Below are 24,411 nucleotides of genomic sequence, written 5' to 3' on the forward strand. Positions count from 1 at the left end.
TATATAGATAATGTATAGCTTAAGTATGGATAGTGTATGGAGGCTGTATTATTTTCTTACAAATTTTAATACCAACATATCTAATAAAAATAAACCTGAGACTGCGCCTTAAGTATAGGATAATAATTAATTCACTGTTTACAAGCCTTATTACTTCATCAATCTAAAATCAACAATCAACAATCATAAATCATTAATCATTTCCATTATCTTTGCTAAATGAAGAAAATAATTCCATTAGAAGAAGGAGATTTTTACCTAACACCTGAAGGATACAGGTGTTTTACAGAACAATATCTTCTTAAAAGAGGCTATTGTTGCGAAAGTGGTTGCAGACATTGCCCATATGGATTTAATAAAAAAAAACACTGAACACCAAACACCAATCATATGACATTTCAAGATCAAATACTAGAAGGCATCCCAGAAAACCTACCTCAAGTAAAAGCATACAATCCTAGTGTAAACCATGCGCCAAAACGTAAAGACATTTTAACTCTTGAAGAAAAAAAACTAGCACTTAAAAATGCCCTTCGTTATTTCGATAAAAAACATCACGAAACCTTACTTCCAGAATTTAATAACGAACTAGAAACCTACGGAAGAATTTATATGTATCGGTTTCGTCCAGATTATAAAATCTATGCTAGACCAATAGACGAGTATCCAGCCAAGTCTAAACAGGCTGCTGCTATCATGCTCATGATTCAGAACAATCTAGATCATGCAGTAGCCCAACATCCACATGAATTGATTACCTATGGTGGAAATGGAGCTGTGTTTTCAAATTGGGCTCAATATAGACTTACCATGAAGTATCTAGCAGAAATGAATGACGAACAGACTTTAGTTGTGTATTCTGGACATCCAATGGGTTTATTTCCATCTCATAAAGATGCGCCACGTGTTGTGGTTACTAATGGTATGATGATTCCTAATTATTCAAAACCAGACGATTGGGAAAAATTCAATGCTCTTGGTGTCACTCAATACGGACAAATGACTGCTGGAAGCTATATGTATATTGGACCTCAAGGCATTGTTCATGGCACGACCATTACTGTTTTAAATGGGTTTAGAAAAATAAATAAAGAACCAAAAGGAAATCTTTTTGTAACTTCAGGTTTAGGTGGTATGTCTGGAGCACAACCTAAAGCTGGAAATATTGCTGGCTGTATTACAGTTTGTGCAGAGGTGAATCCGAAAATAACACAAGTAAGATTAGATCAAGGTTGGATAGATGAAAAGATAACAGATTTAAATGAATTAGTTACACGAGTAAATAAAGCCAAAGCTGAAAAAGAAACTATTTCCATAGCTTATTTAGGTAATATAGTTGATGTATGGGAAAAGTTTGATGAAGAAAATATATTTATAGAATTAGGAAGTGATCAAACCTCACTTCATAACCCTTGGGCAGGAGGCTATTACCCTACTGATATGACTTTTGAAGCAGCTAATGAAATGATGGCAAACAATCCAGAGCTTTTTAAAGAAAAAGTACAGGAAACGCTACGTCGTCATGCTAAAGCGATTAATAAACATACAACCAAAGGCACCTATTTTTTCGATTATGGAAATGCGTTTCTATTAGAAGCATCTCGTGCTGGTGCAGATGTTATGGCTAAAAACCCAACCATAGGCAAAGAATTTAAATACCCTAGCTATGTTCAAGATATTATGGGACCCATGTGTTTCGATTATGGCTTTGGACCTTTCCGTTGGGTTTGCACTTCTGGAAATCCAGATGATTTAGCCAAAACAGATGCCTTAGCATGTAAAGTTCTAGAAGACATTAAAAAGAATTCCCCTGAAGAAATCCAACAGCAAATGGCTGATAATATTCAGTGGATTAAAGGAGCTCAAGAAAATAAATTAGTGGTTGGTTCGCAAGCTAGAATTCTTTATGCTGATGCAGAAGGTCGAATGAAAATTGCTGAAGCCTTCAATGATGCTATTGCTAAAGGAGATATTGGTTACGTTGTTTTAGGAAGAGATCATCATGATGTTTCTGGTACAGATTCACCATATCGAGAAACAAGTAATATTTATGATGGCTCTCGATTTACAGCAGATATGGCCATTCATAATGTTGTTGGTGATAGCTTTAGAGGTGCCACTTGGGTAAGCATCCACAATGGAGGTGGTGTTGGCTGGGGAGAAGTTATAAACGGAGGATTTGGTATGGTTCTTGATGGTAGTAAGGATGCAGAAAGACGCTTAAAATCTATGCTTTTCTGGGATGTTAACAACGGTATTTCTAGAAGAAGTTGGGCAAGAAATAAGGAAGCAATTTTTGCCATTAAAAGAGCTATGGAAGTAGAACCAAATTTAAAAGTAACACTTCCTAACTTAGTTAATGATAGTTTACTAAACTCGTTTTAACTTAAACATTCAAGCTATGAAAAAATTAACATCCATCCGAAAGTACTTAAACATCTTAATGCTTTCTCATATAAAAAAACCCATTCTTCTCACATCAGTTTTCCTAGTTACAATTATATCTTGCACGTCTGTTCGAGTAGCTGCTGATTACGATAAAGAAGCTAATTTTTCAGAATATAAAACCTTTGCCTTTTATAAACCTGGTATAGACAAAGCGGAAATTAATGATATAGATAAACGTAGATTTTTAAGAGCTATTGAATCTGAAATGTTATCCAAAGGCTTTACCAAATCTGAAACACCAGATATGTTAGTAAGTATATTTACAAAATCGAGAGAAAAAGTGAATGTACAAAGTTCAGGATATTATCCTTATGGTTATGGTTGGGGTTGGAGTCCTTATTATTGGGGAAGTTACAATACGGTTACTACTACAACAGAAGGTGTTTTGTATATAGATTTAATCGATGCCAATAAAAAAGAACTTGTTTGGCAAGGTGTTGGCACAGGTTATTTAAGCCAGAACACCAATAAAAAAGAAGACAGAATGAAAGAATTTGTAGCCGCTATTTTAGAGAGATATCCTCCAGGTGAAGAAAACAAATAAAAAAAAAGCGACTCATTGAGTCGCTTTTTTTTTATTTAATTATCAAACTTATTTCTTCTTCTCTAAAGAAGCTTGGTAAGTTTTATATTGTTCTGGAGTTAAAATCTTTTTAAAGCTTTCATCTACTCTTTCATCAACGGTAATTGTACCTTCTTGTTTTAATTTATCAGTAGCATCCTTTTTATCAAGCTCTTGTCTATTTTGTTGTGCATCAACCAATGCTTTAAAAATAGCCCCTTGTTGATCTCCTGTTAAGTTTACAAGTTGGTGTAGTTGATACGTTTGTTGTTTAGCAATAGCCTCTGGGCTTTGTTGTTTTTCTGCATGTTGAGCAGAAGAATATTCCATGCCAATAAAAAATAAAGCTATAAAGCTTAAAAGTGAAATGTATTTTTTCATGATCGTAATTAGTTAATATTCATTAATAAAAAAATAAATATACAAAAATTATCAATATACACTTATTCAATTTAAAATATCTCTTGTAAAAAGTTGGTAATTAATTATAGTTTCTGCTATTTTTTAAACTAAAATCAAAAAAGCTTTAAAAATCAGAATATTACATTACCTTTGCACTTTAATTAAATATATATTAATATGAGTACTGGTACAGTAAAATTTTTTAATGACTCTAAAGGTTTTGGATTCATAACAGAAGAAGGAAACAATAAAGAGCATTTCGTGCACATTTCTGGTTTAATCGATGAGGTTAGAGAAGGTGACACAGTTGAATTCGATTTAACAGAAGGTAGAAAAGGACTAAATGCGATTAACGTAAAAGTTATCTAAACATAAAAACTTTTTGATTTAAAAAGCCTATCTTAAAAAAGATAGGCTTTTTTTTACATTTGTGTATTCTGCATTTCTGGAAATTGTAGAGGAATGTCTTCAGGATTTTCATCTAACATTTGACGTAAATCTATTTCTATTCCTCTAGAAATAGTTGAAATAGGCACATCAGTAGCAGTACCTTCAAATGGGTTTTCTCCCACTCTACCAATACGTTCCATTGTATGAAAAACCCATGAAACTATTACTGCAAAAGGAATTGTAGCCCAAATAAAGCATTTACCAATTAACGGATAATTAATTATCAGTAAATTTCCTATGTCTTCAAATTGTGGGAGCACCCCAAATGGAATTAATACAATAAAAACCCACACAAAGAAATAACCAATAGTAGAGTATTGCCTAGGGTAAGGAAAATTCTTAATCCGTTCTGACTGCCCTTGCAACGTAAAAAATTCTTTTAATACATTTTCTAATTCAATAAATGAAAATTCCCATAAAAGCTTTTTTTCTTTTAAAGTTTTTATATGCATGGATTGCAAATACAAAATAGCAGTCTGCTTATTAGTTTTACTTAAAACATATTTCAGCTCATTCTCAGATAAATATGCGAGTAAACTTTCTTCTAAACTTAATTTAGACTCAGGAAAATGAAGTCCTTCTTTCCATTTAGTATCAAATTTATTATTATCAAAATTCTCCCAAGGTCTTGCCTGACGCATAGCATAACGCAAAGCCGTTAACCAAGCAATATGTCTATAAGTTAGAATCTTAACCTCTTTTTTTATATCATTCTCACTAATTTCTTCTCCCTCATTATTTGTAACCATAGTCATAACCATCATTCCCCAAGTTTTTGAGGTATTTACTATGCCTCCCCAGATTTTTCTGGCCTCCCAAATACGTTCATAAGCAGCATTGTTTTGAAACCCGACTACAAATGCTACAGCTGTACCAATTAATGCAATTGGTGTCCAAGGTACTTGAAGCCACCTTAAATCAAAAACTTCATATAAAATAGTAGGAATTAATGCAATTATAAAAAACAATAAAGTCTCTCGAATTGTCCAACGAGCCAATATGGGTAAAGAAAAAATCTTTTTTGTATACATCTAGGGAATTTAAATTGTTTTAAAAATATGTGATTTTTAATAATTCAACAATGATTCAATTTTCGATTTCACCTTTTCTGTTGAAGGAATCATCGTTTGTTCTAATATAGAATTTAATGGAATTGCTGGCATATTCTCACTACCTAGTGTCATTACTGGTGCATCCATAAACTTAAAGCACTCTTCTTGAATCTTTCCTGCCAATGCTCTAGCAAAACTATTATTTGAGGGTTCTTCAGTTACAACCAAACACTTACCTGTTTTCTTAACCGATTTCATAATCGTGTCTTCATCTAAAGGAAATAAGGTTCGTAAATCTATCACTTCAATTTGATCTTTCATCCCTAATTCCTCAGATGCATTCATAGCCCAATGTACTCCCATTCCGTAAGTGACTATCGTTAAAGTTTCAACGTTTTCTTGTTTCCATATCTCTTGTAAAACCCAAGCTTTTCCAAATGGCAACACATAATCTTCTGACGGCTCCACAGATGTAGCGCCTTGTGTTCCTGGAACTTTAGACCAATACAACCCTTTGTGTTCTAGAATAACCACAGGATTAGGATCATAATAGGCGGCTTTCATCAGCCCTTTTAAATCGGCTCCATTACTTGGATAGGCTATTTTTATACCTCGAATATTGGTAATCACACTTTCAACAGAGGACGAATGGTAAGGACCACCACTTCCATAAGCACCAATAGGCACTCGAAGAATCATGTTTACTGGCCATTTCCCGTTTGACAAGTAGCAACTTCTACTAACTTCAGTAAATAATTGATTAAGTCCTGGCCAAATATAATCAGCAAACTGAACTTCAACAATAGGTTTCAATCCTACTGCACTCATTCCAACTGTAGAACCTACGATAAAGGCTTCTTGTATAGGTGTATTAAAAACACGATCGTCTCCAAATTTTTGAGCTAAGGTAGCAGCCTCCCTGAAAACACCTCCTAACCTTCCTCCAACATCTTGACCATAAAGCAAACACTCTTTGTGTTTTTTCATGAGTTCTTCAACGGCAAATAAGGCACAATCTACCATGACCACTTTTTCTGCTCCTTTTGGTGAACGTTCCCCTTTTTCTTCCGTTATTGGAGTTGGCACAAAATCGTTAGTAAATAAATCTTCTGGTTTTGGATCTTCAGCTTGTAGCGCTTTTTCAAAATCGGATTGCACTTTCGCTTTCGCTAAACTCTCTATTTCTTCAACCTCTTTTAGAGCAAACCCATTATCTAACAATTGTTGTTTTAAAACTGGATAAGGATCTCGAGAACGTGCTTCCTCTAAATCGTCTCGATACCATTCCATTCTAACACCTGAGGTATGATGATTTAATAAAGGGACTTTAGCGTGTATTAAAAACGGACGACGTTCTTTTCTTATGGTAGCGATTACTTTTTCTACAGCTTCATAGCTTTCAATAAAATTAGCTCCATCAATGGAAATTGCTTCCAATCCTTTAAAACCTTGAGCATATTCATAAGCATTTTGAGCTCTGGTTTCAGCAGCATTGGCTGAAATATCCCAACCATTATCTTGTACCAAAAAGATGATTGGCATTTGTTTTAAAGCTGCCATTTGAAAAGCTTCAGCAATTTCACCTTCAGTAACTGAGGCATCTCCTAAAGAACACACCACTAATGGGAAGTCTTTTAATGTTTTATCATTTAAACCTTGTAATTCTTTGTATTGCATTCCCATGGCAACTCCTGTTGCTGGAATGGCTTGCATGCCTGTTGCAGAGGATTGATGTGGAATTTTAGGTTTATCTTCATCCTTCAAGCTAGGATGAGAATAATAGGTTCTTCCTCCAGAAAATGGATCCTCTTTTTTAGCCAATAACTGTAGCATTAAATCGTAAGGTTCTAACCCAAACGACAATAACATAGCATCGTCTCTATAATAAGGAAACGCATAATCTTGAGGCAGTAATTGCATGCCTAAAGCTGTTTGAATAGCTTCATGACCTCTAGAGGTAGCATGCACATATTTTGATACTTGCTTAAAATTAGCTTCGTATAATTCTGCCATGGCTTTGGCAGTACATAAATTTGAAAATCCTTGTTTTAATAGCTCTTTCTTCATGAAGTCAATACGTTTTCAATTTTAACCATCCAATTGAAGGTGTCTTCAATTGTTCCAGTTTTAATTGCATTTAATGTATTATTTATATCTAAACCTACAGGACTTTCATTGGATACATGAATCACATCACCATTTACTCCAATTTCTTGAATATAGGCAATTCCAACTGCTGTTCCTGTACCGAAAGCCTCTTCTAACGTACCATTTTTAGAAGCTTCTTTAACTTCGTCAATACTAATTGGTCGTTCAATTACTTCAAAACCCTTAGCTTTTAATAACGCCATAACACTAATACGAGTTATACCATCTAATATGGCACCATCTCTTCCTGGAGTAATAAATTTACCATCTATTTTAAAGAAGATGTTCATAGTTCCTACCTCCTGAATGTACTTATGTTCTACAGCATCTAACCATAGCACCTGATCATAACCTTTTGCTTTTGCGAGTTCTGTTGGACGAATGGCTGCAGCATAATTCCCAGCTGCTTTAGCTTCACCTGTTCCACCTGCAACTGCTCTGATATATTGCTTTTCAGCCCACAATTTAATACGCTTACTAAAAAAAGGACCTGCTGGCGAAGCTATAATGATAAATTTATATTGTGTCGCTGCTCGCATCCCTATAAAAGGTTCGTCTGCATACATGAATGGTCTTAGATACAAAGCACTTCCATCTTTTGGTGGTATCCAACTTTTTTCCAAAGCCACCAATTGTTTTAAACCTTCAACAAATAAATCTTCAGGGAATTCTGGCATGCCCATTCTGTCTGCACTAAAATTTAATCGTTCAGCATTTTTAATCGGACGAAATAACATAGGATTTCCCTCTGAATCTACCGTAGCTTTCATCCCTTCAAAAATAGCTTGTCCATAATGTAAAGCCATAGCTGCTGGATGGGTTGGAATTAATGCTAGTGGTTCTATTCTCGGGTTTGTCCATTGACCATCTTCAAAATCACATATAAACATATGATCTGTAAAAGTGGTTCCTAATGGAATGTTATTGAAGTCGATGTTTTCAACTTTGGACTTTTCTACTTTAGTTATATTAATGTTATATGACATTTTATATATTCTTTTTGAATTGAGATTCCTGCCTTCGCAGGAATTTGTTATATTTTTCTATTCACATCAAATTGCTCAAAATAATCGGCTACGCGACGTACAAAACTTCCTCCTAAAAAGCCATCTACAACTCTATGATCGAAAGAAAGTGATAAATACATCATACTCCTAATAGCAATTTCATCGCCTTTTTCTGTTTCAATAACTTCTGGTCTTTTTTTAATAATCCCTAAAGCTAATATGGCTACTTCTGGCTGGTTAATAATAGGTGTTCCCATAACACTCCCAAAAGTTCCTACATTGGAAATAGTGAACGTACTTCCTTTTATATCATCGCCAATTAATTTATTTTCTCTGGCTTTTTCAGAAAGCATATTAACATTTTCTGCTAGTTCCTTTAAATTTTTAGTATCTGCATTTTTTACTACAGGAACAATTAAATTACCACTTGGCAATGCTGTTGCCATACCAATATGAATATCTTCTTTTACGATGATGTTATTCCCATCAACAGAAGCATTAATATTTGGAAAATCTTTAACAGCTTTTGCTACAGCTTCTACAAACAAAGGTGTGAATGTTAAACGTTCACCATATTTTTCTTGGAAGGCTTTTTTATTGGCATTTCTCCAATTGACCATGTTGGTTAGATCAGCTTCAACATATGCAGTAACATGAGGCGATGTGTGTTTGGAATAAACCATATGATCTGCAATCATTTGGCGCATTCTATCCATTTCTATGACTTTTCCTTTGCCTTTATCAAATGTTAATTGAGGGATTCTATAAGCCGTTGGATCTTGCGTTACAGATTGAGCAAACTTATATGGTCTACCTTCTTCTATATAATGAAACACATCACTTTTTCGCAATCTGCCTTCGTTTCCTGTTGCAGGAATTCTTGCCAATTCTTCAAAACTAATATGATGTTCTTTAGCTATTTTAATAATTAATGGCGAAAAGAATGTATTCGTATTATTTACTGAGAAATTTTCAGTGTTTGAAATTGGTTGATGTACTGGCTTTGGCTTAGAAACTTTTTCTGTTTTTTGTAAGTCTTTATTATCACGTGGAATAACAGATTCTTTTTTAGGAGCTGATATTTCTTCTGAAACTTCTAGAATAGCAATTACCTCACCAACTGGAACCACATCCTTTGCTTGAAACATGGTTTTTACTAATATTCCAGATGCAGGTGCTGGCACCTCATTATCTACTTTATCAGTTGCTACTTCTAGGATAATATCACCTTCTTCAAAACTGTCACCTTCAGAAACCAACCAATTTATGATTGTTCCTTCTGTGATGCTTTCACCCATTTTGGGCATTTTTAAATCGAATTTCGACATTCTTTATTTATTCTGTCATTGCGAGCGAAGCGTGGCAATCTCATAATGAGATTCTTCACTTCGTTCGGAAGGACGTTTATTTATTTTTAAAGGTTTCCCTCAATGTTTTATAGGCTTCTTCTTGTGTAGGCAAATCTTTTGGCACATCTCTCAAAGGCTCAACCTCTTTTAAACTTTCGAGGCAATCAGCTGGTAATTGCTGATATAATTGTGTGCCTTTCGTTTTCCAAGCAATCATGTCATCTGAAACTTCTTTAACAACTTTTGCAGGATTTCCAACTACTAAGCTTCGTTTTGGAATAATGCTTTCAGCTTTAACAAAGGCCATAGCTCCAACAATGCATTCATCTCCAATGTCAGCATCGTCCATAATAACCGAATTCATCCCAATCAAACAATTTCTACCTAAATTGGCTCCATGAATAATGGCTCCATGACCAACGTGAGCACTTTCTTTGAGTGTGATTGACTTCCCTGGGAACATATGTACGGTACAGTTTTCTTGCACGTTTACACCATCTTCCAAAATAATTTGTCCCCAATCTCCACGAATGGCAGTTCCAGGACCTATATAACAGTTTTTACCAATAATAACATTTCCAGTTACAGCAGCCAAAGGATGCACGAAACTACTTTCATGAACAACTGGTGTAAATCCTTTGAATTTGTAAATCATATGTCTTTGTTGTCATTGCGAGGACGAAGGACGTGGCAATCTGTTAATGAGATTCCTTCACTTCGTTCGGAATGATATTTCTATTTAAACCCCTTTAATTTCTCTTTTGTAAACTCACTTAATACCAATCGTCCACTTATGGCAGCACGTTCAGCCAATAAATTATCCCAATCTTCTGTACCTTTCCAGAAAATAGTTTTCATCTCTTTCATAGCTTCCGTGTTATAGCTACATAAATTTTCTGCAAACTCTTTAACTGCTTCATCTAAAGCTTCTGTGGTATCAAAGACTTGAGTAAACAGCCCTTTTTGTTTAGCCCATTCTGCTGAATAAAATGAATTAGCATCGATTGCAATTTGAGACATACCAGTTAATCCTATTTTACGTTCGATTGCTGGTCCAACTACAAAAGGTCCAATGCCTACATTTAATTCACTTAACTTAATAGCTGCAAATTTTGTAGCCATACAATAATCTGTTGATGCTGCCAAGCCTACACCTCCTCCAACGGTTTTTCCTTGAATGCGACCAATAACAAATTTTGGACATTTACGCATGGCATTAATGACATTAGCAAAACCTGAAAAGAAAATTTTCCCTGTAGCCTCATCATTAATATTTATCAATTCTTTAAAGCTAGCTCCAGCACAAAACGTTCTATCTTTTCCACTTTTAAGAACAATAACTTTAATAGCAGGATTATTACCAGCATCTGAAATAGTCTGAGCTAGTTTAGCTAATAAATCTCCAGGTAAAGAGTTATGTGCAGGATGGAAAAATTCGATGTATCCTACGTCGTTTATTATTTTTAGCTTTACATAAGGGTCTGTCATCACATTTATGTGTTCCCACGAAAGTGGGAATCTTTTTAATTGTTAAAGTTTTATTTATACTTTGAAAGATCCCAATCTAAATTCAAGTCTTTCCAATCTGGATTCATTTCTGTTATTTGGTTCTTCTTCCATTCTCTTTTCCATTTTTTGATAGTCTTTTCTCTTCGAATAGCAATTCTTATATCAGAATGTTCTTCAAAAAAGACTAATTTTTTAATGTTGTAATGTCCAACATGTATTCCAAAAGATGCCGATTTGTGTTCACTAATACATCTTTCAATATTATTAGTTACTCCAACGTAAAAGATATGATTTCTTTCGTGCGTTAGAATGTAGGAATAATATTTTTTTTGACATCACTTTTTGTTTCAAGCGACTGCGTAACAAGTGAGCAATGACTTCCTATTAATAATTACATTAATCCAAACTGCTCAAAATGATGATTCAAATGCTTACGTTCCAACAAATACCATTCATATCGATTCAATTCACCAAAGACCATATTATTCAAAGTGGCATCTGGATGTTCTTTAAAATATTCTAAATACTTCTCTCTTTGTTCATTAAATTTTGAAATGGCTTTATTTAAATCTTCATGTTTAAGAGTGTCCAAAGTGTCTTTTTCTAATAACGGAAATCTTGAATTCTTTGGAAATTTATCATAGTTATAAAGCGAATGATGCACTTTCTCTAATATTTTTTCTGGTGTTGCCACATCAAAATCCTGAATCTCTCCACATGCAATTTTATAAGTGTATTCCAAATGCTCAATCATGTGTTGTGGTGTCATGATTCCCCATTTAGGTTTAGTCTCAGCATGTAATTTTGAAAGACATTCATTGATTTTATCTTCAGTCATTTCAACAAATGTTTCTTGTTTCTTCTGAACCATAGTTAATATGGTTGCAAATGCAACCAATTCATCATTTAAAGCATCAAAAACCTCAACAAACCATTTTACAATACCACTTGGATGCTCAGCAGAAGCAACATCGCGATCAACTTTTTGTTTACATGTTAAACGTACATAAACTGTATCATTATGATATAAAGGACGAAGAAATCTACATTCCTCAAGGCCATAATTTGCTGCTACAGGACCTTTATTAGGATATACAAATAATCCGGCAGCCGCTGAAATTATAAAATACCCATGGGCAGTTCTTTTTTCGAAAATACTTCCATCTAATGATGTAATATCTGTATGTGCATAGAAATGATCCCAAGTTAGGTTTGCAAAATTGATAATATCTGTATCTGTAAAAGTTCGGTTATGGGTTTTAAGCGACATGCCTGGTTGAATGTCTTCCCAATGGTATTTAAATGGATGCTGTTCTGCTTCTTTATATTTAGCATTTTGCTGATAAATTCCAGTAATTTCAGTGATTGTTGAAGGTGAACCTTGAATAGCAGTACGTTGTAAATAATGCTTAATACCACGCATACCTCCCATTTCTTCACCACCTCCAGCTCGTCCAGGACCTCCATGAACTAAATATGGTAGTGGTGAACCATGACCTGTACTTTCATTAGCCATTTCACGATTAATTACCATAATACGACCATGATGTGAAGCTGCATTTACTACATAATCTTTAGCAATTTTATCATCATTAGTAGCAATAGAAGACACTAGAGACCCTTTACCCATTTGTGCCAAAGTAATCGCTTCATCTAAATCTTTATAAGGCATGATGGTACTAACAGGTCCAAATGCTTCACGTTCGTGAATGATTGTATTTTGAAACGGATAATCTGCTCTTAATAAAATTGGACTAATAAATGCTCCTTTTTTAGCATCTACTCCAATGGTTTCAATTTTATCAAGATTACCATACACAATTTGTGCTTCTTTTGCTAAATCGTTTACCGAGTTTCTAACTGCTTCTACTTGTTGTTTACTTATTAAAGAACCCATTCTCACTTCCTTCAGTCTTGGGTCTCCTATAGTCACTTTATCTAGAGCCTTTCCTAATTGAATTTGAACATCTTCAACTAATTTTTCAGGAACTATAATTCGTCTTATTGCTGTACATTTTTGTCCAGCTTTAACGGTCATTTCTTTTCTAACTTCTTTTATAAATAAATCGAATTCTGGTGTTCCAGGAACAGCATCTTCTCCTAAAATAGAAGCATTTAGTGAATCGGCTTCCATAGTAAATGGTACAGATTCTTGTATTAATCTTGGATGTGCTTTTAAGAATCTTCCTGTTGAAGCCGAACCAGTAAAAGTCACGACATCTTGAGATTCAACAGTATCTAAAATAGTTTTTACGGTTCCATTGATAATTTGTAAAGCTCCTTCTGGTAAAATTCCTGAAGCTATAATTTCTCGAGCAACAGCCTCTGCTAAATATGAAGATGATGGAGCAGGTAACACTACAGCTGGAACTCCAGCCATCCAATTAACAGCACATTTTTCTAACATGCCCCAAACTGGGAAATTAAAAGCATTAATATGAACTGCGACTCCTTTTTTTGGCACCATAATATGATGCGCCATAAAATGTCCACCTCGAGATAAATCGATAGCATCACCTTCTACATGATACGGTTGATTTGGAAATAATTTACGTAACGATGCATTAGCAAATAAGTTTCCGAAACCTCCTTCAATATCTATCCAGCTATCTACTCTAGTTGCACCAGTTCTATAACTTAATTCGTAGAATTGATCTTTTCTTTTGGTTAAATACAATGCCAAACTTTTAAGCATATTACCACGCTCTTGAAAGGTCATTTTACGAAGCACTTCACCTCCTTTAATTCTTCCATATTGAAGTATTTCAGGAATATCTAATCCTTCTGTTGCAACACTAGTAAATGCTTCACCTGTTATTGCATCATGGATTGGTGTCCCCTCTTCATTTCCTTCAGTCCATTGACCTAGAATGTAATGTTGTATTTTTTTCATAATTATACACGTTCAATTATAGCTGCATACCCTTGACCAACTCCAATACACATAGTAATTAATGCATAACGCTTATTTTGCTCATGCAACTCTAAAGCTGCAGAATAAGCAATTCGTGTTCCTGTAACTCCAAGTGGATGACCAATGGCAATGGAGCCTCCATTTGGATTTAATCTAGAATCATCATCTGCTAAACCCCAAGCTCTTGTGCAGGCTAATGCTTGTGCTGCAAAAGCTTCGTTAAGCTCTATAATATCCATATCATTCATGGTTAAACCTGCTTTTGCTAATGCTTTGTTAGAAGCTTCAACAGGACCAATTCCCATAATTCTAGGTTCTACTCCAACTACAGCTGAACTTACAATTCGTGCTATTGGTTTTAAGTTATATTTTTTAACGGCAGTTTCTGAAGCGATGATGGTTGCTGCTGCTCCATCATTTAAGCCTGAAGAATTCCCAGCTGTGACGCTTCCTCCTTCGGCTTTAAAAGCGCCTCTTAATTTTGCAAGAACTTCTAAAGATGTATTTGGTTTAACAAATTCATCTTTTGAAAATTGAATGGGATCATTCTTTCTCTGTGGAATTTCAACTTTGATAATCTCTTTTGCAAGTCTTCCGTTTTCTTGTGCTTTGGTTGCCTTCATTTGACTCCAATAAGCAAATTTATCTTGGTCTTCTCTTGAAATGTTATATTTTTCTACGAGATTTTCAGCCGTATTTCCCATCCCATCAGTACCATACATTTTCTGCATTTTCGGGTTGATAAAACGCCATCCAAAACTGGAATCGTACATTTTAGCATCAGTTCCAAAAGCTTTTGAAGGTTTAGCAACAACATAGGGTCCACGTGTCATATTCTCTACGCCTCCTGCTATGAATACATCTCCATCTCCAGCTTTTATAGCTCTATTCGCATGAATAATTGCTGATAAGCCTGAACTACATAAACGGTTAACTGTTTCTCCCGGAACTGTAAATGGTAAACCTGCTAAAAGCGATGCCATTCTTGCCACATTACGATTATCTTCACCTGCTTGATTCGCACAACCTAGAATCACATCGTCATAAGCCTCTTTGGGAATGTTTGGATTTCTTTTTACAATTTCTTCAATGACCAAAGCAGCTAAATCGTCTGTACGAACTGCAGATAAGGTTCCTTGATAACTTCCTATTGGTGTTCTAACACCATCAATAATATATGCTTCTTTCATGTTAATTTTATTCTAATTTAAAATTGCAGAAAATGTGTCGCCTAATCTAATATCTCCTGTATTGTAACCTTTCATAAACCACTCCATGCGTTGTTCGGAAGTTCCATGAGTAAAACTATCTGGAACAACATCTCCTTGCACACGTCTTTGAATGGCATCGTCTCCAACAGCATTGGCTGCGCTTAAAGCTTCCTCAATATCTCCTGCTTCTAAATATTTTTGATTATGATGTGCCCAAACTCCAGCATAAAAATCTGCCTGCAATTCTTGAGCAACTGAAAGTTTATTAGCTTTAACTTTATTAGTTTGCTGTTGCAATTTTCTTACTTTTTGTGAGGTTCCTACTAAAGTTTGAATGTGATGTCCAATCTCATGTGCTGTAACATAAGCAATGGCAAAATCGCCACCTTGAGCACCAAAACGTGTTTTCAATTCGTCGAAAAAAGTTAAATCCATATATAATTTTTGATCTGCAGGACAATAAAAGGGTCCAGAGGCTGAACTAGCATTTCCACAACCACTTCTTACAGCATTTGAAAATAAAACCATAGTTGGCTCTTTGTAATTGCCAAGATTATTTTCTCTAAAAACCTGATTCCAAATATCTTCAGTATCTGCTAATACAGTAGCTACAAAGTCTCCTACTTCTTTTTCTTGAGCAGTGAGTTCTCTTTGCTCAACTTCTTGTGTCTGCTGACCTTGATTTATTTGCTCGATAATAGGAGCTATTTGTTGTCCTGTTTCACCTCCAAAAAGTTGCAAAAGTATCACAATGACTGCTACAATTCCACCACCTGCAACAAGTTTACCTTTAGAACCCATACCACGACGATCGTCTAAATTTTCGCTTTTTCTTCTACCTTGCCACTTCATAATTACATTATTTAATTATTGCCTGTTTATTCTTGCCAATCTTTACTAGTTCTATAAACGACACCTTTAAATAAAGCGACAAGTTCGTCTCCTCTTTTCACTTCAATGACGTTAAAGCCTAATTTATTTTTCACATTTTCTATAACTGATTCGGCAACCAAATAATCGCCTTCGTTTAATGCTTCTATATGATTAATACTCGTTTCAATAGAAACTGCGTATTTTCCATGTGTGTTTGCAGCAAACCCAAAAGCTGTATCTGCTAACGAATAACTAATGCCACCATGCGCTTTATACATGCTATTAAGCATGTCTTTTCTTATGGTCATACCAACTTTACAATGTCCAATTTCACATTCAATAATCTCAATGCCTAACCACTGACTAAAGGCATCTTGACTTAACATTTTGTATGGAATTTTTTCTCCTTGCATTAAAAGAATGTTTTATTTTCTTTATTCATTTTGCGCATTAATGGACTGCAACGATAGCGGTCTTCATGATATTCGTTATACAAATCATCTAACATTTGAACACACCAAGCAATTCCTTTTTCATCTGCCCAAGCCAATAAGCCTTTTGGATAATTAACACCTTTTGTCATGGCATTATCTATATCTTCAGCTGAAGCGATGTTTAAAAACAAGGCATCTGCAGCTTCGTTGATGAGCATAACTAGAACGCGATCGAATATTTGTTGAGCTAATACTTTATCTTCATTTGGAACAGGTTTAACTGTCTTTTCGGAATAATCATAATATCCTTTTCCAGATTTTCGCCCTAAATAACCTGCTTCTGCAAAACGTTTTTGAGTAAAAGCTGGTTTGTATCTTGGGTCGAAATAAAAGGCTGTAAAAACCGTTTCGGTTACTGTATAATTAATATCATTCCCAATAAAATCCATTAACTCAAATGGTCCCATTCTAAAACTACCTAATGTTTTTAAACTCCAATCTATAGTTGCGAAATCAGCTATGCCTTCTTCATAAATCCGTAAGGCTTCACCATAAAAAGGTCGTGCTACTCTGTTTACAATAAATCCTGGTGTATCTTTAGCAACAGCAACAACCTTCTTCCAATCTGAAATAGTTTGAACCGATTTTTCCAATACTTCTTTTGAAGTTTGAATAGCAGGAATAACCTCAACTAATTTCATTAAAGGTGCTGGATTGAAAAAATGGATTCCAACACAACGCTCAGGTTTGTTTAGTGATGCTGCTATAGAAGCAATAGATAAACTTGACGTGTTTGAGGCTATGATACAATCATCAGACACATAAGTTTCTAATTCTGAAAATACTTTTTTCTTAATGTCGAGGTTTTCGATTATAGCTTCAATAGTTAGATTAGAATCTGCTAGATCCTTTAAACTATCTACATATGAGATGTTAGATTGAATTCTATCTTTTTCATCTGAATCGATTCGGTCTTTTTCAATAAGGCGAGATAATATTTTATCTAAACTGGATTTAGCTTTGTCTAAAGCAGCTTGATTAGTATCGTATAATTTTACAGTACAACCAGAAGCTGCAGCAACTTGTGCAATACCACTTCCCATGGTTCCCGAACCGATTATTCCTACTTTATTAATCATTAATAACGAATTTTGAATACTGAATATCGAAGTTTGGTTTAATATCTATATTCATATTATTAGTTTTATTCTTATTTTGTGATGTTCTAATACTTGAAACGAAAATTGCTATTAACTCATTATTTTCCTTTAATAAAATTTCTAATAACTCAATATTCTTAATTAAATCTGCACCTTTTTGAATTTTGAGATTTACCAGAGACTCCCGTAATTCTTTCAAACATAATTTCATTTTATGTAGAAAATCCCTTGAAGATTCTGCACTTTGTGCTTCACCATAATTAAGAGCTGAAGCTGTTGCCGAACGAATTAATTGTTTTGATAAATGTTGTGAAGCATAACTAACATCAATTTTTCCACAGACTATAATAACATCAACAGCGAACTGAATTAAACGCTCTTCTAAATCGTATTTATGAGTCCCCATTTTAAACTTCTTTATTCGATATTCTACGGTTCGATATTCGATATTTATTTTCCTTTGAATTCTGGTTTTCTTTTTTCTATAAAAGCTGCAACACCTTCAGCATAATCTTCGCTTTGAGCTGCTTCTATTTGCAATTTAGACTCTAATGCTAATTGCGTTTCTAAATCGTTTGTCATAGATTGATTAAACAATTCTTTAATCATTCCTAGTGCTTTAGTTGGCATGTTTGCCAATTTTATAGCTAGTTTATTTACGTTTTCTTCAAAACTTTCTAAGGTAGTAACTTTATATACCATTCCCATTTTTTCTGCTTCTTCAGCCGAAACCTTATCTCCTAACATAGCTAGTGCTAGTGCTTTCTGAAATCCTATAAGTCTTGGTAAAAAGAAAGTTCCTGCACTATCAGGAACTAAACCTATTAAACTAAAGGCTTGAATGAAACTTACTTTTTCGTGAGCCACAACAACATCGCAAGCTAAAGCAATATTTGCTCCAGCTCCTGCTGCTACACCATTTATTGCTCCAATAATTGGTTTTTTAATTGAACGAATTCTTGTAATTATTGGATTGTAATGTTCTTCTAGTATTTTTTTAAAACCAGGATTCAATTCAGGAGAAGTGACTTCTTTTAAATCTTGTCCAGCACAAAATGCTTTTCCGTTTCCAGTAAGCACAATGGCTCTAACATCTTCATTTTTTTCACAAGCATCTAAAGTATCTTGAAGAAGAAATGCCATTTCACGATTGAAGCTATTAAAAACTTCTGGTCTGTTTAGCGTGATGTACGCTACTTTGTTTTCAATTTTTAAAAGAATTGAATTATTGCTCATACCCTTGTTCCCATGAAAATGGGAATCTTTTTAATTAAACTTTTATTTTTATTCTTGATGAGATCCTGAAACAAGTTCAGGATGACAACAAGTTGTCATTTTAAACATTTAAAATAGTCAAAAGGTTCCTGACAATCGTCGCACTTAAATTGCGCTTTACAAGCAGTAGAACCAAACTGACTAACTAATTTGGTGTTTGTAGATCCACATTGTGGACACTTCACTAAACGTTTCCCTTCTAACAACACACTTTTATCTGCTTCTGAATCTAAAGGTGCAGCAATGCCGTAATCTTCTAGAGCCTTTCTGCCTCTTAATGTTATCCAATCTGTTGTCCAAGCTGGAGCAAGTATTAATTCTACTTCTGAATTGTATCCAGCTTCTTTTAATGCTTTTTTTATATCGTCGCCTATCACATCCATAGCAGGACAACCACTATAGGTTGGAGTAATTTGCACTTTTACAACATCATTTTCAATAACTGCAGAACGTACAACTCCCATGTCCATAATGGACAATACTGGAATTTCTGGATCTGAAACTTGTTCCAGAATCGCTACCAGTTTTGGATCAATATGTTTTTCTGTTGTTGTCATGCTTTAAATTGAGATCCTTCGCTTTGCTTTGAATGACACTGATATTCTTTTCATTAAGTTTACCATTCCATATTAGGATACGCACGTTGCATATATTGTAATTCAGCTAATAAATACCCTAAATGTTCTGTATGAATGCCTTGTTTACCTCCTTTTTGAAAATATTTTGATTCAGGAGTTTTAAGAGTAGATTCTACTAAAACATTTTTTACTAGATGATAATATTTATCTTTTAAGGTTGTAACATTTACACCTATGCCTTCCTTAACCATTGCTTTATCTGCTCCAGTTTGATGAAATAATTCGTCAGTGTATGTCCATAAATCATCAATTGCTGACTGTATTTTTTGATGACTTTCATTTGTTCCATCACCTAGACGTTTAATCCAATCGGAAGAAAAGCGTTGATGATAACTTACCTCCTTTATAGATTTAGTTGCAATGGCAGATAAAGTTAAGTCTTTACTTTTCTCTAATTCTTTTAAAAACAACAAATGATATACATCAAATAAAAACTGACGTCCAATACTATAAGCAAAATTGGTATTAGGTTGTTCTACTAACAACACATTTACATATTCTCGTTCTTTACGAAGCATGGCAATGTCATCTTCCGTTTTCCCATCTCCTGCAATTTTAGCAGCATATTGATAAAAGCTACGTACTTGTCCGAATAAATCCAAGGATATATTAGTACAAGCAATATCGGTTTCTAAACTAGGACCATGGCCACAAAGCTCTCCCATTCTTTGTCCAAGAATTAATGAGTTGTCTGCGATTCCGAGAATGTATTTATATAAGTTTTCGTTTTTCATTTTTGTTTTTTGAGATGCTTCGACAAGCTCTGCATGACATTTAATTTTAATTTTATAAGATCCCGAAACAAGTTAGGGATGACGCAAGCGTCACATATATTTTACTTCGTCAGGCAACTCATAAAATGTTGGATGACGATAGACTTTATCTTGAGCAGGCTCAAACATTTCGCCATTATGCTCAGGATTGGATGCGGTGATGTTTTTTGATTCTACAACCCAAATACTAACACCTTCATTTCTTCTTGTATAAACATCTCTTGCATTTTCTATAGCCATCTCTGCATCTGCAGCATGTAGACTTCCAAAATGACGATGTTCTAATCCATTTTTACTTCTTACGAAGATTTCCCAAAGTGGCCAGTTTTTTGTTCCCATAATAATATTTTTAAACTGCTTGTTTTTCTTTTCTTTCTTTTTGTTTTTCGGCATATGCCATCGCTGCATCACGAACCCATTCTCCTTCTTCCCATGCTTCAACTCTTGCTTTCATACGTTCTTTATTACATGGTCCATGTCCTTTTACAACTTGCCAGAATTCATCCCAATCAATGGGTCCAAAATCGTAGCTACCTTTTTCTTCATTCCATTTTAAATCTGGATCTGGAATTGTAAGTCCAATTAAATGAGCTTGTGGAACCGTTTGATCTATAAATTGTTGACGTAAATCATCGTTCGATTTACGCTTTAATTTCCATTTCATAGATTGTTCTGTATGGATAGATTCAGCGTCAGTAGGCCCTAGCATCATTAATGAAGGCCACCACCAACGGTTTAACGCATCTTGAGCCATGTCTTTTTGCTCTGGTGTTCCATTTGCCAATTTTATCATGATTTCATAACCTTGACGTTGATGAAAACTTTCTTCTTTACAAACACGAACCATAGCTCTTGCATAAGGCCCAAAAGAAGTATTGCATAAAGGTACTTGATTAATGATGGCTGCTCCATCGACCAACCAACCTATAGCTCCCATATCTGCCCAAGTTATCGTAGGATAATTAAATATGGATGAATACTTTGCTTTTCCTGAATGTAATTGATCGTAAAGCTCGTCTCGTGAAACACCTAAAGTTTCGCATGCAGAATAAAGATATAATCCATGACCAGCTTCATCTTGGATTTTAGCTAACAAGGCAACTTTACGACGTAAAGAAGGCGCTCTAGTAATCCAATTCCCTTCAGGAAGCATACCAACCACTTCAGAATGTGCATGTTGAGATATTTGCCTAATATGTGTTTGGCGATATTTTTCTGGCATCCAATCTTTAGGTTCAATTTTTTCATCACGTGCAATTCGTGCTTCAAATTGTTCCTCTAAATTTTTTATTTGTTCTTCACTCATAATGATTTAAGATTTTTAGATTAACAACTTTTGATTGTTGAAGTATCAGCTTCTACACCTTTTATTGCTAATCTCAATTCTATTTATACATCAAAATCTACAACTACTTTTTTACTAGTTGGAACTGCTTGACAGCTTAATACATAATTTTGCGCTACTTCTTTATCTTCTAACGCATAGTTTATTTTCATTTCTACAACACCTTCAATAACCTGACATTTACAAGTACTACAAACACCTCCTTTACAAGCAAATGGCAAATCGGCTCCTGCTCCTAAAGCAGCATCTAAAATATTATCATATTCTTTTGTCATAGTAAATGCGAATTCTTTCCCTCCATCAACAATGGTAACTTCAATCCCTTCTACATTTTGTGCTGCTAAACGTTCTGCTCGTTTAATATCTTCTTCGGATAGTCCTGTAACAAACAATTCGAAATGAACAAATTCTTTAGGTAATCCTGCTTGTATAAGATATTTACTTACATAATTAACCATTTGTTCTGGACCACAAAGAAACACTTCGCTAGTGTCTGGAATATCGATAAAAGTCTTTGTTAGAACTTTCATTTTTTCATCGTCAAATCTGCCATTAAAAAGATCTATATCTCGACGTTCTTTGGTCAAAAAATAATAGATTTCGAGTCTCCCAAAATAGGTGTTTCTTAGTTGCTCCAGTTCTTCTTTAAATATAATGGATTTTGCAGTTTTATTCACATAAAACAACTTACATGTTGAATTTGGTTCTGCTGCTAAGTGTGTTTTAATCATCGACAAAACAGGTGTTATTCCACTTCCTGCTGCAAAAAATAAATAATTTTTTGCCTTACCAGAATTAACTGTCACACCAAATGTTCCACTTGGAGCCATAACATCAACCTCGTCTCCTAATCTTAGGTTTTTATTAGCATAGGTTGAAAAAACACCTCCTGGAATTTGCTTAACAGCTACTTTCCATTGATTGTCTAAAGGACTTGAGCATAATGAATAAGAACGACGAATATCTTCGCCATTTATATCTTTTCTAAGTGTTAAGTGTTGTCCTTGTTTGTATTTAAATTTTTCTTTTAGATTTTCTGGAACATCAAAAGTAATAACCACTGTATCTTTTGTTTCCTTTTGAATATCTTCAACTTTTAATTTAAAAAAATCTGCCATGAATGATTATAATATATTTTGACTAACACTTGTTAGTTAGGTTTACAAATTTACAAAATTAAATCTAAACTATTTGTTAATTCCATGAATAAGGACATTACTTAATTGACTACTTAATTTATTGACATTTAAATCTTCTTTACTTGGAATCCAAATGTATAACGAGCGTAATGTAGATAATATTGAAAACAGCATAACTTCAACATTTTTGTCAAAAATCTCATTATTATTCACTCCAGATTTTAAAATACTTCTAAAATTTTCTTCATAATTAATTCGAAGTTCGAGATAATAATTTAATTGTTCTTCCAGATGCATCCAATCGTTATTTAGAGATGCCATTCCGTAAGTATTTCTACTAGTTATTGAAATATGAAGTTCTACAATCTGATGTAATTTTTCTATGCAAGAATTATTAGACCTCTTAATTTGTTCCATTTCTTGTGTGAATTCTTCAGCTAATGAAATTATAATTTCTTTAAGAATTTCTTGTTTGGAACTAATATGATTGTATAAACTAGCAGCTTTTATTCCCATAGCCGTTGCAATATCTCTCATGGTTACAGCACTATATCCTTTTTCTTTAAAAAGCTTGGCTGCCGTTTTTATAATTTCTTCTTTACGTGTAACTTCTTTCATGTACTCTCTTCTATTCTCTTTTAACAATAACATGGAACATCCTACCTTCGTGCTACTAAGTGATATATGCTTTGAACAAGGATGTTTCATAATGGAGGTTCAAGATAATCAAAAAATCAAGTTGTAACTCTTGTTACATATATTTTGAAAAAAAATAAGGTATTTTGTAAAAAAATAAAAAATATGGGATTATTAGATTTTTTAACTGGAAATAAAAACGATAAAATTAAAGACTTTCAATCTAGAAAGGCCATTATTATTGATGTAAGAACAAAAGCTGAGTTTGACCAAGGAGCTATTCCTGGTTCTAAAAATATTCCACTTCAAATACTGAATAATAAAATTAACGATATTAAAAAATTAAACAAACCTGTGATAGCTTGCTGTGCAAGTGGCATGCGTTCTGCTAGTGCTGCTTCTGTTTTAAACAAACATGGAATTGAAGCCATAAATGGTGGTGGCTGGAATAGTTTGAATAACAAACTACAGTTTTAAACCTTGTAATTCTTCGATATTACGAATTGGGTTTTCATTATATTGTAAAGTCCAACCTAAAGAATTTGTAAGAATATAGAATTTAGATAATTCGTTAATCAACCTATTTTTAGCGTTAGTTTTCAAGTCTGAATGTTCTAATTTTTTAAGTAACGACACTTTTATCGTTTCTTTAATATTGTTGTAATCTTTAGCTTCAAATGGATTGAAAAAATCAGCTTGGACATCATAATATTCTAAATCTGGAGCTATTTTTATTTCTTCTTTTGGTATGCTTAAAATAATTAATGTTTTTGTAGTTTCATCTACTTTGAATTTGATTTCGCTTAAATCGTAAGCCACAAAAACATCAGCATTAACAACCACTAATGCTTTTTTATCTGAAGTAAAATAATCGCCAAATATTTCTTTAGAATTTTTATAATTGAAAACTTCGCTAAAATGTCCTTCGGTAACAATTAGTTTTCCTACATTTTTAATTTGTTCTTGAATTAAAGCTGTGCTTTCTTTAAGAACCATTTTATCTTCTTGTTTATCTCCACAATATTTGAAGGTAAAAAGTACAACTAACGGTTTCGTGTATGGTGCGTTGCGAGAGTTAAGTATTAA

The 24,411-nt window shown here is 34.0% G+C and carries 26 protein-coding genes and 1 pseudogene; 5 read left to right on the forward strand and 22 right to left on the reverse strand.

The genetic code is table 11. The features are described 5' to 3' along the window. Positions 1 to 219: 219 nt before the first annotated feature. The 3 genes from FVF61_RS14180 to FVF61_RS08680 are packed head-to-tail and all read left to right on the forward strand — an operon-like array spanning position 220 to position 2,992. Positions 220 to 372, forward strand: coding sequence for a DUF5522 domain-containing protein (locus FVF61_RS14180; RefSeq protein ID WP_158635202.1), 153 nt, complete (start codon positions 220 to 222; stop codon positions 370 to 372). Positions 373 to 390: 18 nt separating this feature from the next. Continuing rightward, positions 391 to 2,385, forward strand: coding sequence for a urocanate hydratase (locus tag FVF61_RS08675; RefSeq protein WP_148455373.1), 1,995 nt, complete (start codon positions 391 to 393; stop codon positions 2,383 to 2,385). A 58-nt stretch (positions 2,386 to 2,443) separates the two neighbouring features. Further along, on the forward strand, positions 2,444 to 2,992 hold the full coding sequence (locus tag FVF61_RS08680) for a DUF4136 domain-containing protein (RefSeq protein ID WP_148455414.1): 549 nt from the start codon (positions 2,444 to 2,446) through the stop codon (positions 2,990 to 2,992). Between the two features lie 48 nt (positions 2,993 to 3,040). Here FVF61_RS08680 and FVF61_RS08685 read toward each other — a convergent pair whose 3' ends face one another. Continuing rightward, entirely contained in the window at positions 3,041 to 3,391 is a 351-nt protein-coding gene (locus FVF61_RS08685; protein WP_148455375.1) for a hypothetical protein, read from the reverse strand. Between the two features lie 198 nt (positions 3,392 to 3,589). On the opposite strand from FVF61_RS08685, the gene FVF61_RS08690 reads away from it, so the two are divergent. Then, positions 3,590 to 3,781, forward strand: a complete 192-nt coding sequence (locus tag FVF61_RS08690; protein ID WP_148455376.1) for a cold-shock protein — start codon at positions 3,590 to 3,592, stop codon at positions 3,779 to 3,781. Positions 3,782 to 3,834: 53 nt separating this feature from the next. On the opposite strand, the gene FVF61_RS08695 is transcribed toward FVF61_RS08690, so the two are convergent. From FVF61_RS08695 to FVF61_RS08790, 20 genes and pseudogenes are all read right to left on the reverse strand, one after another. Then, positions 3,835 to 4,893, reverse strand: a complete 1,059-nt coding sequence (locus FVF61_RS08695; protein ID WP_148455378.1) for a bestrophin family protein — start codon at positions 4,891 to 4,893, stop codon at positions 3,835 to 3,837. 36 nt (positions 4,894 to 4,929) lie between these two features. Next, positions 4,930 to 6,981 carry an alpha-ketoacid dehydrogenase subunit alpha/beta gene (locus FVF61_RS08700; protein WP_148455380.1) on the reverse strand — a complete coding sequence of 684 codons (2,052 nt, stop codon included), beginning with the start codon at positions 6,979 to 6,981 and terminating at the stop codon, positions 4,930 to 4,932. Then, entirely contained in the window at positions 6,978 to 8,048 is a 1,071-nt protein-coding gene (locus FVF61_RS08705) for a branched-chain amino acid aminotransferase (RefSeq protein WP_148455382.1), read from the reverse strand. Before FVF61_RS08705 ends, FVF61_RS08700 begins: the two co-directional genes overlap by 4 nt. 47 nt (positions 8,049 to 8,095) lie before the next feature. Continuing rightward, complete coding sequence (locus tag FVF61_RS08710) at positions 8,096 to 9,367, reverse strand: dihydrolipoamide acetyltransferase family protein (RefSeq protein WP_394348923.1); 1,272 nt, start codon at positions 9,365 to 9,367, stop codon at positions 8,096 to 8,098. A 106-nt stretch (positions 9,368 to 9,473) separates the two neighbouring features. Next, positions 9,474 to 10,073: an acyltransferase gene (locus FVF61_RS08715; protein ID WP_148455386.1), complete on the reverse strand. Its 600-nt coding sequence runs from the start codon at positions 10,071 to 10,073 to the stop codon at positions 9,474 to 9,476. Positions 10,074 to 10,153: 80 nt separating this feature from the next. After that, positions 10,154 to 10,906 carry an enoyl-CoA hydratase/isomerase family protein gene (locus FVF61_RS08720; protein WP_148455388.1) on the reverse strand — a complete coding sequence of 251 codons (753 nt, stop codon included), beginning with the start codon at positions 10,904 to 10,906 and terminating at the stop codon, positions 10,154 to 10,156. A 50-nt stretch (positions 10,907 to 10,956) separates the two neighbouring features. Next, positions 10,957 to 11,241: pseudogene (locus FVF61_RS08725) on the reverse strand (GIY-YIG nuclease family protein); the annotation flags it as partial. 77 nt (positions 11,242 to 11,318) lie between these two features. Continuing rightward, on the reverse strand, positions 11,319 to 13,820 hold the full coding sequence (gene paaZ / locus FVF61_RS08730; protein ID WP_148455390.1) for a phenylacetic acid degradation bifunctional protein PaaZ: 2,502 nt from the start codon (positions 13,818 to 13,820) through the stop codon (positions 11,319 to 11,321). A 2-nt stretch (positions 13,821 to 13,822) separates the two neighbouring features. Beyond that, a complete protein-coding gene (pcaF, locus tag FVF61_RS08735; protein WP_148455391.1) occupies positions 13,823 to 15,031 on the reverse strand; it encodes a 3-oxoadipyl-CoA thiolase in 1,209 nt (402 codons plus the stop codon). A 12-nt stretch (positions 15,032 to 15,043) separates the two neighbouring features. After that, positions 15,044 to 15,904, reverse strand: a complete 861-nt coding sequence (ypfJ, locus tag FVF61_RS08740) for a KPN_02809 family neutral zinc metallopeptidase (RefSeq protein WP_148455393.1) — start codon at positions 15,902 to 15,904, stop codon at positions 15,044 to 15,046. Between the two features lie 26 nt (positions 15,905 to 15,930). Then, entirely contained in the window at positions 15,931 to 16,338 is a 408-nt protein-coding gene (locus FVF61_RS08745; protein ID WP_148455395.1) for a hotdog fold thioesterase, read from the reverse strand. Further along, complete coding sequence (locus tag FVF61_RS08750; RefSeq protein WP_148455397.1) at positions 16,338 to 17,498, reverse strand: 3-hydroxyacyl-CoA dehydrogenase NAD-binding domain-containing protein; 1,161 nt, start codon at positions 17,496 to 17,498, stop codon at positions 16,338 to 16,340. Before FVF61_RS08750 ends, FVF61_RS08745 begins: the two co-directional genes overlap by 1 nt. After that, the gene (locus FVF61_RS08755) at positions 17,491 to 17,925 is read right to left on the reverse strand and encodes a four helix bundle protein (RefSeq protein WP_148455399.1); all 435 of its coding nucleotides are present in this window, start codon (positions 17,923 to 17,925) and stop codon (positions 17,491 to 17,493) included. Before FVF61_RS08755 ends, FVF61_RS08750 begins: the two co-directional genes overlap by 8 nt. Before the next feature lie 44 nt (positions 17,926 to 17,969). Further along, on the reverse strand, positions 17,970 to 18,755 hold the full coding sequence (locus FVF61_RS08760; protein ID WP_148455401.1) for an enoyl-CoA hydratase-related protein: 786 nt from the start codon (positions 18,753 to 18,755) through the stop codon (positions 17,970 to 17,972). 95 nt (positions 18,756 to 18,850) lie between these two features. Further along, positions 18,851 to 19,351 carry a 1,2-phenylacetyl-CoA epoxidase subunit PaaD gene (gene paaD / locus FVF61_RS08765; RefSeq protein WP_148455403.1) on the reverse strand — a complete coding sequence of 167 codons (501 nt, stop codon included), beginning with the start codon at positions 19,349 to 19,351 and terminating at the stop codon, positions 18,851 to 18,853. Between the two features lie 59 nt (positions 19,352 to 19,410). Beyond that, positions 19,411 to 20,211: a 1,2-phenylacetyl-CoA epoxidase subunit PaaC gene (gene paaC / locus FVF61_RS08770; protein WP_262712011.1), complete on the reverse strand. Its 801-nt coding sequence runs from the start codon at positions 20,209 to 20,211 to the stop codon at positions 19,411 to 19,413. Positions 20,212 to 20,256: 45 nt separating this feature from the next. Beyond that, on the reverse strand, positions 20,257 to 20,544 hold the full coding sequence (gene paaB / locus FVF61_RS08775; RefSeq protein ID WP_148455407.1) for a 1,2-phenylacetyl-CoA epoxidase subunit PaaB: 288 nt from the start codon (positions 20,542 to 20,544) through the stop codon (positions 20,257 to 20,259). Positions 20,545 to 20,554: 10 nt separating this feature from the next. Then, on the reverse strand, positions 20,555 to 21,511 hold the full coding sequence (gene paaA, locus FVF61_RS08780; protein ID WP_148455409.1) for a 1,2-phenylacetyl-CoA epoxidase subunit PaaA: 957 nt from the start codon (positions 21,509 to 21,511) through the stop codon (positions 20,555 to 20,557). A gap of 83 nt (positions 21,512 to 21,594) precedes the next feature. After that, the gene (gene paaE / locus FVF61_RS08785) at positions 21,595 to 22,668 is read right to left on the reverse strand and encodes a 1,2-phenylacetyl-CoA epoxidase subunit PaaE (protein ID WP_148455410.1); all 1,074 of its coding nucleotides are present in this window, start codon (positions 22,666 to 22,668) and stop codon (positions 21,595 to 21,597) included. 69 nt (positions 22,669 to 22,737) lie between these two features. Beyond that, on the reverse strand, positions 22,738 to 23,307 hold the full coding sequence (locus FVF61_RS08790; protein ID WP_148455418.1) for a TetR/AcrR family transcriptional regulator: 570 nt from the start codon (positions 23,305 to 23,307) through the stop codon (positions 22,738 to 22,740). 183 nt (positions 23,308 to 23,490) lie between these two features. Here FVF61_RS08790 and FVF61_RS08795 point away from each other — a divergent pair, with 183 nt between their 5' ends. Next, entirely contained in the window at positions 23,491 to 23,802 is a 312-nt protein-coding gene (locus FVF61_RS08795) for a rhodanese-like domain-containing protein (RefSeq protein ID WP_148455412.1), read from the forward strand. Here FVF61_RS08795 and FVF61_RS08800 read toward each other — a convergent pair. Then, a complete protein-coding gene (locus tag FVF61_RS08800; RefSeq protein WP_233586758.1) occupies positions 23,791 to 24,408 on the reverse strand; it encodes a DUF4230 domain-containing protein in 618 nt (205 codons plus the stop codon). The two genes, FVF61_RS08795 and FVF61_RS08800, sit on opposite strands and share 12 nt — an antisense overlap. Positions 24,409 to 24,411 lie beyond the last annotated feature (3 nt).

The sequence above is a fragment of the Xanthomarina maritima genome (genome assembly GCF_008084905.1).
Taxonomy (GTDB): domain Bacteria; phylum Bacteroidota; class Bacteroidia; order Flavobacteriales; family Flavobacteriaceae; genus Xanthomarina; species Xanthomarina maritima.